The organism is Burkholderia sp. WSM2232, from assembly GCF_000472545.1.
Lineage (GTDB): Bacteria > Pseudomonadota > Gammaproteobacteria > Burkholderiales > Burkholderiaceae > Paraburkholderia.
Genome location: NZ_AWZV01000014.1, coordinates 97,362 through 110,854 on the forward strand (window position 1 = coordinate 97,362; position 13,493 = coordinate 110,854).

Consider the following 13,493-nt stretch of genomic DNA (forward strand, 5'->3'; position numbering starts at 1 on the left):
TAAAGGCGACGATCAATCGTAGAGCACCGCGGCGATCTTCGGATCGTTCATGTTGCTCTTGTCGTACCAGTAAAAGCCGGTGTCGACCTTCTTCGGCAGCTTTTCCCCCTTGAGCGCCTTGACCGCGGAATCCACGACACATTTGCCGATGCCGATCGGGTTCTGCGTGATCGCGCCCGCCATCAGCCCGGAATTGATGTCGTCCTTCTGCTCCTTGCCCGAGTCGTAGCCGATCAGTACGACTTTCTTGCCCGACTCCTTCACGCCGATTGCCGCGCCTTCCGCCGAACCTTCGTTGGCACCGAAGATACCTTTGAGATTCGGGTTCGCCTGAATCATCGCCTTGGCTATTTCGGCGGACTTCAGGTGGTCGCCGCCGCCGTATTGCACGGAGACGATCTTCACGTTCGGATGTTTGCTTTTCATCTCATTGAGGAAACCGTCGCGCCTGTCGATGCCCGTGCGGCTCGTCTGGTCGTGCACGATCACGCCGACCTCGCCGGCATTGCCGATGGCTTGCGCCATCTTGTCCGCGGCGAGCGCGGCGGCGGCCAGATTGTCGGTCGCGCAGGTGGTGAGCGGAATGTCGCTGTCCACGCCGGAGTCGAACGCGATCACCGGAATTTTCGCGGCCTGCGCCCTTCGCAACAGCGGAATGGCCGCCTTGCTGTCGAGCGCTGCAATGCCAATGGCTTGCGGCTTTTTCGCGAGCGCCGCCGATAGCATGTCGATCTGCTTGTCGACCATCGCCTCGGTCTCCGGGCCCTCGAAGGTGATCCTGACCTTGTGCTCCTTGGCGCCCTGCTCCGCGCCCGCTTTGACCGCCTGCCAGAACTGATGCTGAAAGCCCTTTGAGACGAGCGGAATATAAACGTCTTCGGCATGCGCGAGACTGCTCGCGCCGACAAGCGCACTCAAGCCGACCACGACGCCGAATACTTTGCGATTCAACATGGACTATCTCCTCCTGAGGTGTGGACCCTTCTTCTTCAGCCGCCGGGGAAGCCTCGCGGCGCCTCCCCTTGTCGATTATTGATTGTCCGTTGCGGCTCAGCGCTTCCTGCGCCGCAGAATGTCGGTATAAACAGCGAGAATGATGATGAGCCCCGTCACCACGATCTGCCATTCCTGAGCGACCGACATGATGCGCAAGCCATTGGTCAGCACGCTCATGATGAACGCGCCGATGATCGTGCCGAGTATCGTGCCCGAGCCACCCGAAAGCGACGTGCCGCCGATCACCACCGCAGCAATCGCTTCGAGCTCGTAGCCCTGGCCGAGCGCCGGCTGCGCCGAGTTCAGCCGCGAGGCGATCAGCAAACCCGCGACGCCGCAAATCGCGCCGCCAAGGCCATAAATGGCGATTTTCCAGCGGTCGACGTTGACGCCGGAAAGACGCACCGCTTCTTCGTTGCTGCCGAGCGCGAAGGTGTAGCGGCCAAGCGCCGTGCGATTGAGCGTGATCGAGCTGGCTATCGCGAGAACAAACAGGATCAGCACGGCGTTCGGAATCGGCAGGCTCGGCAATAGATAACCGATCAGCGAGTCCTGCGAGATCATGTAGAAGTTTTCGGTGTCGGTGAAATAGATCGGCTTGTCCGCCGACACCACGAGCGAAAGCCCTTTGAGCAGCAGCATCATGCCGAGCGTCGCGATGAACGGCGGGATTTTCATTTTCGCCGTGAGTGTGCCGGAGATCGTCCCGCAGATCGCGCCAGTGGCAATGGCGGCCAGCACGCCGAGCCACATTGGCAGATGCCAGTATGTGAGGAACACGCCGCAAATGACTGCGGTGAAGGTCATCAAGGTGCCGACCGAGAGGTCGATGCCGCCCGTGATGATGACGAAGGTGGACGCAATCGCCAGCACGCCGTTGACCGCTGTCGCCTGCAGAATGCCGAGGATGTTGTCCATCTGCATGAAAGCCGGCGACGCGAAGCTGAAGAACACCAGCAGCAGAATCAGGCTCGCGAACGCCAGCAGCTTCTGCAAAGCCGACGGCGAGAAAATGCGGGCCTTCAGGCCGCTCAGGCGCCGCTCGCCGGTCAATGCAGGAGAATCGGATGGCAATGTCATAGCGTCCTCTTAAGGCTCACGCCGCTTTCAGGGTTGGGCGCTGCGTGGCCAGATGCATGATGCGCTCCTGCGTCGCCTCGGCCGCGTCGAGTTCGCCGGTAATGCGGCCCTCGCACATCACGACGATACGGTTGCTCATGCGCAGAATTTCGGGCAGCTCCGACGAGATCATCACAATTGCCTTGCCCTCGTCCGCGAGCGCGCGCAGCAGCTTGTAGATTTCGCTCTTGGCGCCGACGTCGATACCGCGTGTGGGTTCGTCGAAGAACAGCACGTCGCAGTTGCGCTCCAGCCACTTCGCGATGACGATTTTCTGCTGGTTGCCACCCGAGAGCAGCCGCACTTCCTGCGCCGCAGACGGCGTGCGGATGGCGAGCAGATTGATGAAATGGTTCGCGCGCCGGCGCATGCGCGCGCGGCGCAGAAAAAAACTGCACGACAGGAAGTGCCGCAGGTTCGACATGACGATGTTCGATTCCACGTCCATGCCGGTTGCAAGGCCGAAGCGCTTACGGTCCTCCGAGAGATAGCCGATACCGTGCGCCACCGCATCGCGCGGATGCCTGATCGACGCCTTCGCGCCCTTCACGAAGATCTCGCCGGACTCGACGGGATCTGCGCCGAACACCGCGCGCGCGACCTCGGTGCGCCCCGCGCCCATCAAACCGGCAAAGCCGAGAATCTCGCCCTGGCGCACCGCGAAGCTCACGTCCCGCACTAGCGGGCCGGCGTTCAGGTTTCTCACTTCGAGCGCCGTCTCGCCTTGCGCCGCGGCGTGGGCCGCGGGCGCCGCATCGCTTAACGTGCGGCCGACCATCATGCCGATGATCGCCTGAACGGTGGTGTTCGCGGCGTCGACGGTGGCCACGTACTCGCCGTCGCGCAGCACGGTGACGCGGTCGGCGATCTGCTTTAACTCGTCCATCTTGTGCGAGATGTAGACGATGCCCACGCCGCGCGCCTTCAGTTCGCGAATGATGCGGAATAGCTCGGCAATTTCCGCGTCGTTCAGCGCAGAGGTTGGCTCGTCCATGATGAGCACGCGCGAGTCGAACGATAGCGCCTTGGCGATCTCGACCATCTGCTGACTGGCGACCGTGAGATCGCCGACCATCGCACGCGGATCGAGCTTTACATGCATGCGCGAGAGGATGTCGCGTGCCTGTGCGTTCAGCCTGTCTTCGTCGAGAAAGACACCGAGCCGCCCGCGCGGCTCCCGGCCGATGAAGATGTTTTGCGCGACGGTGAGGTGATTCATCAGTTGGAGTTCCTGATGAATGATGCCGACGCCCACCGCTTGCGCGTCACGCGGGCTCGCAAAGTGGACCGGCTCGCCGTTCAGCAGGATGTCGCCCGAATCGCGCGAGTACACGCCGGCAAGGATTTTCATCAACGTGGATTTGCCGGCGCCGTTCTCGCCCATTAGCGCGTGGACTTCCCCCGACATCAGTTCGAATTGGACGTTGTGAAGCGCCCGCACGCCGGGAAAGCTCTTGCTGAGCTTGTTGACGGAAATCAGCGGGGTCATGGCGCAAAGCCAATGGCGATTGCACGGCAAACGCTCGTCTCAGCCCTCACGGAGGGACGCGAAAGCGCCGCAGGGCGCGGGGTGGTTCGACTGTAATCGCAACGAGAAGCCAGGCACATTGCTGGACCCCCAAACCGATGTGCGACGATTCTACGACGCCCGGCGGCAACGGCTCAAGTGCAGGCATTCCCGAGTGTCTGGAGTGGTTACGGGTGAAAAAGGTAGGAGTTGTGCAGAGTGTGGGATTAGGGCCGAGGTTTGGCGAGGCCCTCTACCTGAGCACCAGACTGCTGCGCGTGCAATCCGAGGCGGTCCACAACAGTGACTTGTCGCACGTTGAGTCTATGCTATTCACACAGGCAAACACGCTGGGCATGGTCTTTAGCCACCCGGCCCGCAAGGCGGCATTCAGCGAATACCTGAACCAGTTCCACGCGCATCTTCGCTGGCGCTCAAGGCACAGGCGCAATGCCGCGCGCCCGCTCGAAGCGCTGGCCGGGATAAAGAATCCACGAGGTGGCTGAGGAATTCGCCGGTCTGTCGCTACCGGGACAGTCTGAGTCTTTGGTCTGTTTAAGGACGGACCTGCGATGCGCGCGCGGCGCTGACGGACGACAGCGCGTAATCGACACGTTTACCACTCCAGTGCATCGACAGCTTTTTTACGCCCGCCCGAAGCGGGCTTTTTACGCGCGCGATCAGTCGCGCCCTGCTTTGCACGACATCAAGGCAGCCCGCCATTTTCAGTCATCCCGCCCTGGACTTTCGGACGCGTCTGATTGCCGTCGATGTATGGGCGAAACAGCATGCCAAACCGGACATTCAAGGGGACACATGCATGGCGGAACACGATCTGGTCACAAGCCTGTTCACCGGACGGCAGGCGTATCACCTCGATATACCCGGCACCGACAGTGCAGCGGCGCTTTCGGTCGTCTCGTTCGCGGCAACGGAAAAAATGGGTGCCCCCACCGAAGTGCGCATCGAGCTAACTCACCCAAAGCAGCTTGCACGCACCGACTATCTGAATCTCGACGCCTGCTTTTCCATCGTGGCCGACGGCGGGGCCGCGAAGAAGTTTTCCGGGTACATCGAACGTTTTTCAACGGCGCAGACCACGAAGGACTTCACAAAGTACGAGATCGTGCTGAAGTCGCATATCGGACGGCTGGCAGCGGTCACGCGACACAGGATATTCCAGCACGCTTCAACGCCGGACATTCTCGCGGAAATTATGCGCGGTCACGGAATGCGTGAGCATCAATTCAGTTTCCAGTTGCGCCGCCAGTACCCGAAGCACCGGTTTCGCATGCAACACGGCATGACCGATCTGGCCTATGTCCATATGCTGATGGAAAAGGCGGGCATCTACTGCTACATCGTCGAGACGGAATATGGCGACCAGGTGGTTTTTGGTGATGACCTGGACCACTACCTTTACGACAACCCGCAACGGATCGTGCCATATCGCGAAACAGCGGGCCTGGAAGCGGGCGGTATCGAGGCGGTGACGACGATCAGAACCCATGCCGTCACGGTGCCGCAGTCGTTCATTGTCGCGGACTACAACCCGGCGCAGGCCTGGGAGCGTTTTCGGGACACGGCGAACGTTGCCCCCGGCGATTCCACGACCTACGGTCGACCGTATGTCTACGGCACGCACCACCTTGACCAGGCAGGCGCGCAGTGGGAAGCGCAACTGCGCCATGAAGCAGCGATTGCCTGGCAGGTTGTCTACGAAGGAGAAAGCAATGTCCTGGCCTTGCAGCCGGGGTACGTGCTGGAAACAGATATGGTCCTGCCCGATGCGCCGAAAGGCCAGTTGATTGTCGAGGTTACGCACAGCGGCGCGCGCGATTCATCCTATACGAACAGCTACAAGGCGATTCCCGCCGACCGGCGCTTCCGTCTCAGGCTTGAACCGGAAAACTGGGCCAAGGTGACCGGCACCCTGTCGGCGCGTGTCACCAGCCCGGACTCCTATACCTACGCGTACATCACGAAGGACGGGCACTACCCGGTTCGATTCGACGCGGACTTTCAGACGTGGCCTAACGGCGGCGAGAGCGTGCCGCTGCGCCTGGCCAAACCCTTCGCGGGCAAGCTGCAAACGGGCATGCACTTTCCCGCGCTGGACGGTGCTGAGGCCGTGATTACCTGTCGGGACGGTGATCCGGACAAGCCCGAGATCAGCGCCTTCCATCACCACAGCCAGGCGCGCGACCTGGTGACGAACGACCGGCGCTGGCTGTCGCGCAACATGATCCGAACACAGGCGAACAACAAGCTTCGCATGGAGGACTGGGCGGGCCAGGAAGGCATCAAGCTGAGTACCGAGCATTCGGGCAAGTCGCAACTGAATCTCGGCTACCTGGTGGACAGCAAGCTGGAGTACCGGGGCGAAGGTTTCGAGGCGCGCACGTCCGGTTACGGCGTGAACCGCGCGGGCAAGGGCATGATGCTCACCGCCTACGACCGTCCAGGCGCGAGCGGCAAACAGCTCGACATGCAGGAAACCATCGCGCAGCTCGAGAGCGCGCTGGCGACCGCGAAGGCACTCGCCGCGTCCGCACAAAGCGCGAAAGCCGAACCCGTCGACACCGACGCGCAGCAGCAGATGAAGGACGATCTCGACGGCCTGAAAAAGCCGGGGCTATTAATGAGTACGCCCGCTTCGGCGGGGATCGTCGCGGGCCAGGGCATCCAGTTCGCGGCGCAGGAGAGCATCTCGACCGTGGCCGGGAAAAATGCCGACTGGAGCGTACTAAAGCGCTTCACCGTCGCCGCGGGCGAAAGCATATCGCTGTTCGCACAGAAGTTCGGCAGCAAGATTTTTGCGGCGAAAGGTCCAGTTGAAGTCCAGGCCCCGGGCGGCCCCATGTCCCTCGTTGCGGACAAGGACGTGAACGTCGCAAGCGTCAACGGTAAGGTGAAGATTTCGGCGGCAAAAGAAATCATCCTCGAATGCAGCGGCGCGTTCGTGCAGATCAAGGACGGCAGTATTACGCTCGGCGCTCCGGGCGATCTGTTCCTCAGGACCATTATACCGTGCAGAAACAAGGCAAGGCCGCCATGTACGGCGTTACGCCGTGGTCCGTGCTGCCTCAGCCCACTATCTGCCTTGAGTGCATGATCCACGCCGCCGGGCAAGGCGCGATGACCCTGGAGCGTTGATGATTCCCGCCTCTGTTGCCACGCAACTCCGCGAATACCGCAAGCGCCACTATAGCGGCCACGTCCTGGCGCTGGTGGATGGACTCCAGTATCAGCAGCACACCGGGCAGCAACTCACCCCCGAAGATGACACGGTGGTTTCGCTGTTTGCGGGCACGAAAGACATTGCGCTTGCGCACGCGGGGCCGTGGCTGGTTGACCCGAAGTCGGCTCGTGGCTGCGTTGCAGACCTTGGCGAACTGGAACAGGCCCGCCCGGGCGTGATCTGGCTGATTACTTCACACAGTCTCGCCAGGCAGGCCGAAAGGTTCCGCCCACACCTGAATACCCGACTGTCAACAGGGCGTTCTGCGCTGCTGCGTTTCTGGGACCCCAGGGTGTTGCATGCGCTGGACGCAGTGTGCAAGGACAAGCGCGAGCTTTTCAGGACCGCATACGAATGGCAATACCTCAACGAAGGACAACGGTTCACCATCAACGACCATGCAACTGACTGACGAACAATGGAAGCTGCTGAAAGTCTACGAAGACCGAAACTATGTGGACTTTATACGCGGGCATATCGGGCGCGATTACCCCGCACTGGCCGATGATCCGACCTTGCGCGAACGGCTTAACGCGGCGTTCGCGCGCACGAAGGAGCTCGGCTTTACACATGATGGCCCGATAGTCGATTTCCTCTACATGGAAGCGGGCGATCCGGGTTTCTACAAAATGCCAGCGGTGGCCGCATGGCTGAACAAACCAGACGTGCCGGCTGAACAGCGATTTGAAATGCTGTTGCAAGGGACGCGCAAAAAACAACAGGAAATGAAGGAGCAAAATTAATGGGTATCCCATTCCCGGCTACGCTAGGCGCAGCCTTGAACGCCCTGGCACAGACCGCCCCCATGCCGCTCCCGTTGCCATTGCCTGCACCAACTACGGGTCCAATGGGCGGCGCGGGTGCAGGCGCTGGCGCACACAGCGGATTGGGCTCGCTCCCACGCGATCGGTCGCGCGAACGCGAAAGACCGTGCAAGTGCCCGCCTGGGAAAGGGGCTGTGGCGCAAAAAAACCACAGCATGAATCCAGAGCCGCGTCGCTATCAGGCGCGCATTACCGGGTTCGAGTACTACATAGTGACGGATGGAAAGGGCAAGGAGACCAACCAGGGCTGGAATATGGAATGGGCATGGCAACCCACTGACGAACCTAAGCCCGTAACGTTTGATGGTTTTGTCAAAGCGCAATGCCTCTTGCAGGAAGCCAAAGGAAATTACGATCAGCTCATGGATAAATTTTTAGATGACGACGGGGAATTTATTTACGATTTCGATGGATTTAGCTCAACAAAAAAGCAGGCCATTCGCCAAGGCGATGTGGTTAGGAAGAACCCTCCAAGCAGACTGATGTGGTATTTCGAAACGCCACGATTCTATAAATTCATGCAGCCAACATTGACGAAGGCTGGTGTCCCATCGACTTGCACTGGATAAGGAATATCATGCACTTGCAGGCGTCATTCAGAGATAGTGCGTCTATACGTGAAGGGGATTTTATACTTCAACTTCGCCGTGTTCGCCCAGTGCTCTTGGAGCTTTCTACCAATGATGGAACCCTCGGTGGATCGTGGTATTTAAGCGGCAATGGGGAAGACAGTAAATTAGGATTGCCAGTATTCGACGGTACGGAACCGCAATCAGCTGCTATCGAAGAGCTGATTCGTCGCAGTCAGTACGAATTAGGGCGGCCTAAAAGTATAGATATTTGGAATGGAAAGCCTGGGCGAGGAAATGCATCCACTATTTCCATCATCATTGATTGCGGCAGCATTGCAAATCAATTTGAGTTGAGCATTAGTGAAAGGCAAAGAGGGGGGTCTCGATTGGGCTCATATCTTTCGTCAGCAAAAGTAGTATCCAAGGTGACGACAGAGTTTAATTGCCCCTTCGTTACCTTTGGTCCCCGCCCATATTTTGAGAAACAGGTATTCGATAATCGCCCCGGCGTGAGCTGGATGCTCTATCTGCCGCACGTTCTCACACCCGCAGAAGTGCCCGAAGCACGTGCGCTGATTCCGGTCATGCGCGACGGCCAAGAGCAGGGCACCATCATCGTCAGCGTGACGGATGACGTGTTCGACGTGAACAACCGCGAACACGTCAAGGCGGCAAACGATATCGAAATCCGCCTTGCTGACCAGGATCTCTTGCCGCGATTTGTGGATCTTTGATCTTGATGGTCAAGGGTCCCGGCTTCGCAAGCGGTGGCCGGGACCGTCAATCATTCAGCCGTTGTACAGATGTGCGCCGCCCATGCTTCCATCATCGGGCGGCGCTGCTCGAGCAGATCGGTTCTGTGATGAAGGGCGATCTGGACGGCCGGAAAAGCCGGGACTATTGATTAGCACGCCCGCTTCGGCGGGGATCGTCGCGAGCCAGGGCATCCGGTTCGCGGCGCGGGAAAGCATCTCGACCGTGGCCGGAAAAAAGCCGCGAAACTCTCGGGGATCGAGAAGGAGACAGGACCACTCTACGAATTTTTCCAGGCGAGCTGTTCCTGCAGTCGGGCGCACCCTCAAGCTTCTATTGACGATGCCGTTAGTCTTCACATGGACGCAAACATCATCACCCAAGCCAAGGCATTCTTCAAATCGGCGAGCATGGCAGCAGAAACCTGCGTTGTCGCGCGATACGGAGAGTTCGACATCTTCAAGGAAAGGCACTGTGCCGCATACGATGCCGCGCTGTTTCCGTTGCTCGCGGAGTACTTCGGCGAGATGACTCTGGATGAAGTCCTAAGCATCGTCGGGTGACACGATCCACGCTCAGTTCACGGCTTTCTGCAGATGATCTGATTCACGATGTCGCACAGCTCTCTGGCGCTCGGCGGATCAGGCAGCCGCGGGGAAAGTCTGGTAGCGGCTTCGGAGTGCGCGCATATAGCCACGGCCGTATGGCCCGTGCAAGGGATCGAAGCCCGTCCTCAGTGCGTCCATTATTTCCTCCCACGCGTTACGAGCGGCAACGAGCAACACTTCGGGTAGACGCCCAGCGCGGCCCGCCGCTCTCTCCCGTCGATCCCGCATTCGACACGCCAGCACTTCGAGCCGTTGGGCATGACTTCGAGGTCGATGCCGTGACTATCGGCCAGCTTAGAGGCCTTCTCACGCGGCGTGGCAGCGCGTGCGGCGGCATCGGTAAGCGGCATTCGGGTCCAGGGGCATATTTGTGCCCAATGCATTGGAACCTGCCCCCAGCGATGCCCCGCTTCCCTTGGGTCTCAATGGGAAACCATCGGCAATGTTGGCAAAGCGAAATGCCGCAAACCCTTGCCTTACACGGTCTTTAGTCAATCAAGGGAGACGTTGGGAAACAGCGTGGTGCCGGGGACCGGACTTGAACCGGCAAGCCGTTAGGCGGCGGATTTTAAGTCCGCTATGTTTACCAATTTCATCACCCCGGCGAGGGTGGGACAACCGCGTGGACGCGCATTCTACCATTCGCCGCGCGGCCGACCAACCGGCCCGCCAGCCGCCGGGCCAACCCGCCAGGCCGTCACCTCCACAGTCATCCGCCAGTCATAAACGTTCCCGATAATCCGCTGCGAAAACGTTTACAACCGAGCGGAAATCATGATCCCGACCATCAAGGACGTCGCCGCGCACGCGGGCTTTTCCATTGCGACGGTCTCGCGCGCGATCAACGCGCCGCACACCGTGAATCCCGTCACGCTCGACAAGGTCCGGCAATCCATCGACGCCCTGCAGTTCCGGCCCAGTCCGCTCGGCCGTCAACTGCGCGGCGAGCGCACGCGGCTGATCGGCGTGATCGTCCCGACGCTCGCCAATCCGGTGTTCGCAGAATGCCTGCAAGGCATCGACGAACTCGCGGCGGCGCAAGGCTATCGGCTCATGCTGATGACCACGCAGTACGACGCCGACCGCGAACGCCGCGCGATCGAAACGCTGCGCGAACATCGCGTGGAAGGTCTCGTTCTCACGGTCGCCGACGCCGACACGCATCCGCTGCTCGACGAACTCGACCGGGACGGCCTGCTCTACGTGCTGATGCACAACGACACGGTGCGCCGTCCGTCGGTCTCCGTCGACAACCGTCTGGCCGCCTACGACGGCGTGCGCATGCTGATCGCGCACGGCCATCGCCGCATCCTGATGCTCGCGGGCACGCTTGCCGCATCGGACCGCGCCCGTCAACGCCATCTCGGCTATGCGCAGGCCATGCAGCAGGCAGGACTCACGCCCGCGCCCGCGCCCGCGCTCGAAGTCGATTTCAACGCCGACGAACTCGCGCCCTCGGTGCTCGCCCACCTGACGCACGGCCCCCAACGCCCGAGCGCGCTTTTCTGCAGCAACGATCTGCTCGCGATGGTCGTGATGCGTGGCCTGCGCCGCGCGCGTCTGCAGATTCCGCGCGACATGTCGATTCTCGGCTTCGACGGCCTCGCGATGGGCGAACTGCTGTCGCCGCCGCTTGCGAGCGTCTGCGCGCCGAACCGTGAGATCGGCTGCGCGGCGTGGCGTCGTTTGCTCGCGCGCGTCACCGGCAGTTACGAACAGCTCGGCGACGCGCCACTCGCCTTGACGCTGCCGCACAGCCTGCGCGAAGGCGCGACCATTGCTGCCATTTCGGATCATGGCGGCCAACTTGCCATGCGTGCGGCCGCACGTTTTTCCTGAGTCCTTAGCAATTCGAAGGACCACACGCCATCGGACCACAAGCATGAACCACCCCCTCATTTCTTCCTGGAGAACCGCAGTGACCCGCTCGTCAACACGACTGACATCGCCGCTCACAACGCCACTCATACAGCCGCTGAAACCGGCAATGTGCCGCCTCGCGCGGTCCACCGCCTTCGCGCTCTTCGCCGGCGCGCTCATGACCGCCGCGCTTGCCATCGTCACGCCGCAAAGCGCCCGCGCGGAAGAAACCGCGATCTGCTACAACTGCCCGCCCGAATGGGCCGACTGGGCGAGCCAGATCAAGGCGATCCAGCAGAAAACCGGCATTCGCGTGCCGTTCGACAACAAGAACTCAGGCCAGTCGATCGCGCAATTGATGGCCGAGCAGAAGAGCCCGGTCGCAGACGTGGTGTATCTCGGCGTGTCCTCGGCATTTCAGGCGAAGGACAAGGGCGTGGTCGAGCCGTACAAGCCCGCCCACTGGAACGACATTCCCGCGAACCTGAAGGACCCGCAAGGCTACTGGTTCACGATCCACTCGGGCACGCTCGGCTTTTTCGTCAACAAGGACGCGCTCGAAGGCAAGCCGGTGCCGCGCTCGTGGGCCGATCTGCTGAAGCCGGAATACAAAGGCATGATCGGTTACCTCGATCCGTCGAGCGCCTTTGTGGGTTATGCGGGCGCGGTGGCGGTAAACCAGGCGCTTGGCGGCACGCTTGACAACTTCGAACCGGGCCTCGACTGGTTCCGCAAGCTGAAGGCGAATGCGCCGATCGTGCCGAAGCAGACCGCGTACGCCCGCGTCATGTCCGGCGAAATTCCGATCCTGCTCGACTACGATTTCGACGCCTATCGCGCGAAGTACAAAGATCACGCCAACGTCGAATTCGTCATCCCCAAGGAAGGCACGATCTCCGTGCCGTATGTGATGAGTCTCGTCAAAGGCGCGCCGCACGAAGCAAATGGCAAGAAGGTACTGGACTTCGTGCTCTCCGACGAAGGCCAGAAGCTGTGGGCCGACGCTTATCTGCGTCCGGTGCGCGCGAACGCCATGAGCGCCGAGACCGCCGCGAAGTTTCTGCCGGCCAGCGAGTATGCCCGCGCTAAAGCAGTCGACTTCGGCAAGATGGCCGAGAAGCAGGCGAGCTTCGGCGAACGCTACCTGCAGGTGATGCATTGAACGACATCACGTTCCCGCTACGCTGGCGCATCGCATTGCTCGCGCCGGCGCTGGCGGTTTTCATCGCATTCTGGCTGTTGCCGATGGGTGCGCTCGCGCAACTGAGCGGCGACGGCCACGCGTTCTCCACTTATCGCGCGATGCTCACGAATCCGCGCTACATGTCGAGCCTCGGCGCAACGGTGGTGTTGTCGGCGGCGGTCACGGCGGTCACGCTGGTGCTCTCCGTGATCGCCGGCTTGCTGCTGGCACGCCGCGAATTCGCGTTCAAGCGCACGCTGCTCGCGCTACTGACGTTTCCACTCGCGTTTCCGGGCGTGGTGGTCGGCTTCATGGTCATCATGCTGGCGGGCCGTCAGGGGCTCGTGGGCGCGCTCTCGCTCAAGCTCGCCGGCGACCGCTGGGTGTTTGCCTATTCGATGAGCGGGCTTTTTCTCGGCTACCTGTACTTCTCGATTCCGCGGGTGATCGTCACGGTAATGGCTTCGGCGACCAAACTCGATGCTTCGCTAGAGGAAGCCGCGCGTTCGCTGGGCGCGTCGCCCTGGCGCATTACACGCGACATCGTGTTGCCCGCTCTTTCGCATGGCCTGATCGCAGCGGGCGCCGTGTGCTTCGCGACGGCAATGGGCGCATTCGGCACCGCTTTCACGCTGGCGACCGACATCGACGTACTGCCGATGACGATCTACACCGAGTTCACGCTCAACGCGAACATGGTGACAGCGGCGGGTCTGTCGATCGTGCTCGGCATCGTCACATGGGCGGTGCTCGCTCTTGCGCGCAGCATGAGCGGCTCAGCGGTGGCGGCGAGCGCATGAGCGGGATCGACGACAAGGCAGCAGCACACA

The 13,493-nt window shown here is 60.9% G+C and carries 13 protein-coding genes, 1 tRNA gene and 1 pseudogene; 10 read left to right on the forward strand and 5 right to left on the reverse strand.

Annotation, left to right across the window (positions count from 1 at the left end):
* Nucleotides 1-12: 12 nt before the first annotated feature.
* The 3 genes from F757_RS0114820 to F757_RS0114830 all read right to left on the reverse strand — a co-directional run bounded on the left by F757_RS0114820 (nt 13) and on the right by F757_RS0114830 (nt 3,604).
* Nucleotides 13-954, reverse strand: coding sequence for an ABC transporter substrate-binding protein (locus F757_RS0114820; RefSeq protein WP_027212081.1), 942 nt, complete (start codon nt 952-954; stop codon nt 13-15).
* Nucleotides 955-1,050: 96 nt separating this feature from the next.
* Complete coding sequence (locus F757_RS0114825; RefSeq protein ID WP_027212082.1) at nt 1,051-2,076, reverse strand: ABC transporter permease; 1,026 nt, start codon at nt 2,074-2,076, stop codon at nt 1,051-1,053.
* A gap of 16 nt (nt 2,077-2,092) precedes the next feature.
* Complete coding sequence (locus F757_RS0114830) at nt 2,093-3,604, reverse strand: sugar ABC transporter ATP-binding protein (protein WP_027212083.1); 1,512 nt, start codon at nt 3,602-3,604, stop codon at nt 2,093-2,095.
* A gap of 137 nt (nt 3,605-3,741) precedes the next feature.
* Between F757_RS0114830 and F757_RS33550 the strand changes: the two genes are divergently transcribed.
* From F757_RS33550 to F757_RS0114865, 7 genes and pseudogenes are all read left to right on the forward strand, one after another.
* Nucleotides 3,742-4,128: a hypothetical protein gene (locus tag F757_RS33550; protein ID WP_051376768.1), complete on the forward strand. Its 387-nt coding sequence runs from the start codon at nt 3,742-3,744 to the stop codon at nt 4,126-4,128.
* Between the two features lie 314 nt (nt 4,129-4,442).
* A pseudogene (locus tag F757_RS33555) lies at nt 4,443-6,778 on the forward strand (type VI secretion system Vgr family protein).
* Nucleotides 6,778-7,275 carry a DUF4123 domain-containing protein gene (locus F757_RS0114845; RefSeq protein ID WP_027212084.1) on the forward strand — a complete coding sequence of 166 codons (498 nt, stop codon included), beginning with the start codon at nt 6,778-6,780 and terminating at the stop codon, nt 7,273-7,275. The pseudogene F757_RS33555 and the gene F757_RS0114845 overlap by 1 nt, the downstream one beginning before the upstream one ends.
* On the forward strand, nt 7,262-7,606 hold the full coding sequence (locus F757_RS33560; RefSeq protein ID WP_156923618.1) for a hypothetical protein: 345 nt from the start codon (nt 7,262-7,264) through the stop codon (nt 7,604-7,606). The genes F757_RS0114845 and F757_RS33560 overlap by 14 nt, the downstream gene beginning before the upstream one ends.
* 215 nt (nt 7,607-7,821) lie before the next feature.
* Entirely contained in the window at nt 7,822-8,256 is a 435-nt protein-coding gene (locus F757_RS35180) for a Tox-REase-5 domain-containing protein (RefSeq protein ID WP_232221407.1), read from the forward strand.
* A gap of 89 nt (nt 8,257-8,345) precedes the next feature.
* Nucleotides 8,346-8,993, forward strand: a complete 648-nt coding sequence (locus F757_RS35800; RefSeq protein WP_442856645.1) for an immunity 52 family protein — start codon at nt 8,346-8,348, stop codon at nt 8,991-8,993.
* Between the two features lie 378 nt (nt 8,994-9,371).
* Nucleotides 9,372-9,575 (forward strand): hypothetical protein, encoded by a 204-nt coding sequence (locus F757_RS0114865; protein WP_027212086.1) that lies wholly within the window; start codon nt 9,372-9,374, stop codon nt 9,573-9,575.
* A gap of 182 nt (nt 9,576-9,757) precedes the next feature.
* Here F757_RS0114865 and F757_RS36920 read toward each other — a convergent pair whose 3' ends face one another.
* The gene (locus tag F757_RS36920) at nt 9,758-10,003 is read right to left on the reverse strand and encodes an Arm DNA-binding domain-containing protein (protein WP_332258133.1); all 246 of its coding nucleotides are present in this window, start codon (nt 10,001-10,003) and stop codon (nt 9,758-9,760) included.
* Between the two features lie 137 nt (nt 10,004-10,140).
* Nucleotides 10,141-10,225, reverse strand: a tRNA-Leu gene (locus F757_RS0114875).
* A 169-nt stretch (nt 10,226-10,394) separates the two neighbouring features.
* Here F757_RS0114875 and F757_RS0114880 point away from each other — a divergent pair.
* From F757_RS0114880 to F757_RS0114890, 3 genes are all read left to right on the forward strand, one after another.
* Nucleotides 10,395-11,459: a LacI family DNA-binding transcriptional regulator gene (locus tag F757_RS0114880; RefSeq protein WP_027212087.1), complete on the forward strand. Its 1,065-nt coding sequence runs from the start codon at nt 10,395-10,397 to the stop codon at nt 11,457-11,459.
* Between the two features lie 148 nt (nt 11,460-11,607).
* Complete coding sequence (locus F757_RS0114885; protein ID WP_198021399.1) at nt 11,608-12,642, forward strand: ABC transporter substrate-binding protein; 1,035 nt, start codon at nt 11,608-11,610, stop codon at nt 12,640-12,642.
* Nucleotides 12,639-13,463, forward strand: coding sequence for an ABC transporter permease (locus tag F757_RS0114890; RefSeq protein WP_027212089.1), 825 nt, complete (start codon nt 12,639-12,641; stop codon nt 13,461-13,463). The genes F757_RS0114885 and F757_RS0114890 overlap by 4 nt, the downstream gene beginning before the upstream one ends.
* The last annotated feature ends 30 nt before the right edge of the window (nt 13,464-13,493 follow it).

Excerpts from the sequence above, each read along its gene's own strand:
- F757_RS0114880 (WP_027212087.1), top strand. The coding sequence starts at position 10,395 with ATGATCCCGACCATCAAGGACGTCGCCGCGCACGCGGGCTTTTCCATT.
- F757_RS0114865 (WP_027212086.1), top strand. The coding sequence starts at position 9,372 with ATGGACGCAAACATCATCACCCAAGCCAAGGCATTCTTCAAATCGGCG.
- F757_RS0114830 (WP_027212083.1), bottom strand. The coding sequence starts at position 3,604 with ATGACCCCGCTGATTTCCGTCAACAAGCTCAGCAAGAGCTTTCCCGGC.
- F757_RS36920 (WP_332258133.1), bottom strand. The coding sequence starts at position 10,003 with ATGCATTGGGCACAAATATGCCCCTGGACCCGAATGCCGCTTACCGAT.
- F757_RS0114845 (WP_027212084.1), top strand. The coding sequence starts at position 6,778 with ATGATTCCCGCCTCTGTTGCCACGCAACTCCGCGAATACCGCAAGCGC.
- F757_RS33560 (WP_156923618.1), top strand. The coding sequence starts at position 7,262 with ATGCAACTGACTGACGAACAATGGAAGCTGCTGAAAGTCTACGAAGAC.
- F757_RS0114825 (WP_027212082.1), bottom strand. The coding sequence starts at position 2,076 with ATGACATTGCCATCCGATTCTCCTGCATTGACCGGCGAGCGGCGCCTG.
- F757_RS0114885 (WP_198021399.1), top strand. The coding sequence starts at position 11,608 with ATGTGCCGCCTCGCGCGGTCCACCGCCTTCGCGCTCTTCGCCGGCGCG.
- F757_RS0114820 (WP_027212081.1), bottom strand. The coding sequence starts at position 954 with ATGTTGAATCGCAAAGTATTCGGCGTCGTGGTCGGCTTGAGTGCGCTT.
- F757_RS33550 (WP_051376768.1), top strand. The coding sequence starts at position 3,742 with ATGTGCGACGATTCTACGACGCCCGGCGGCAACGGCTCAAGTGCAGGC.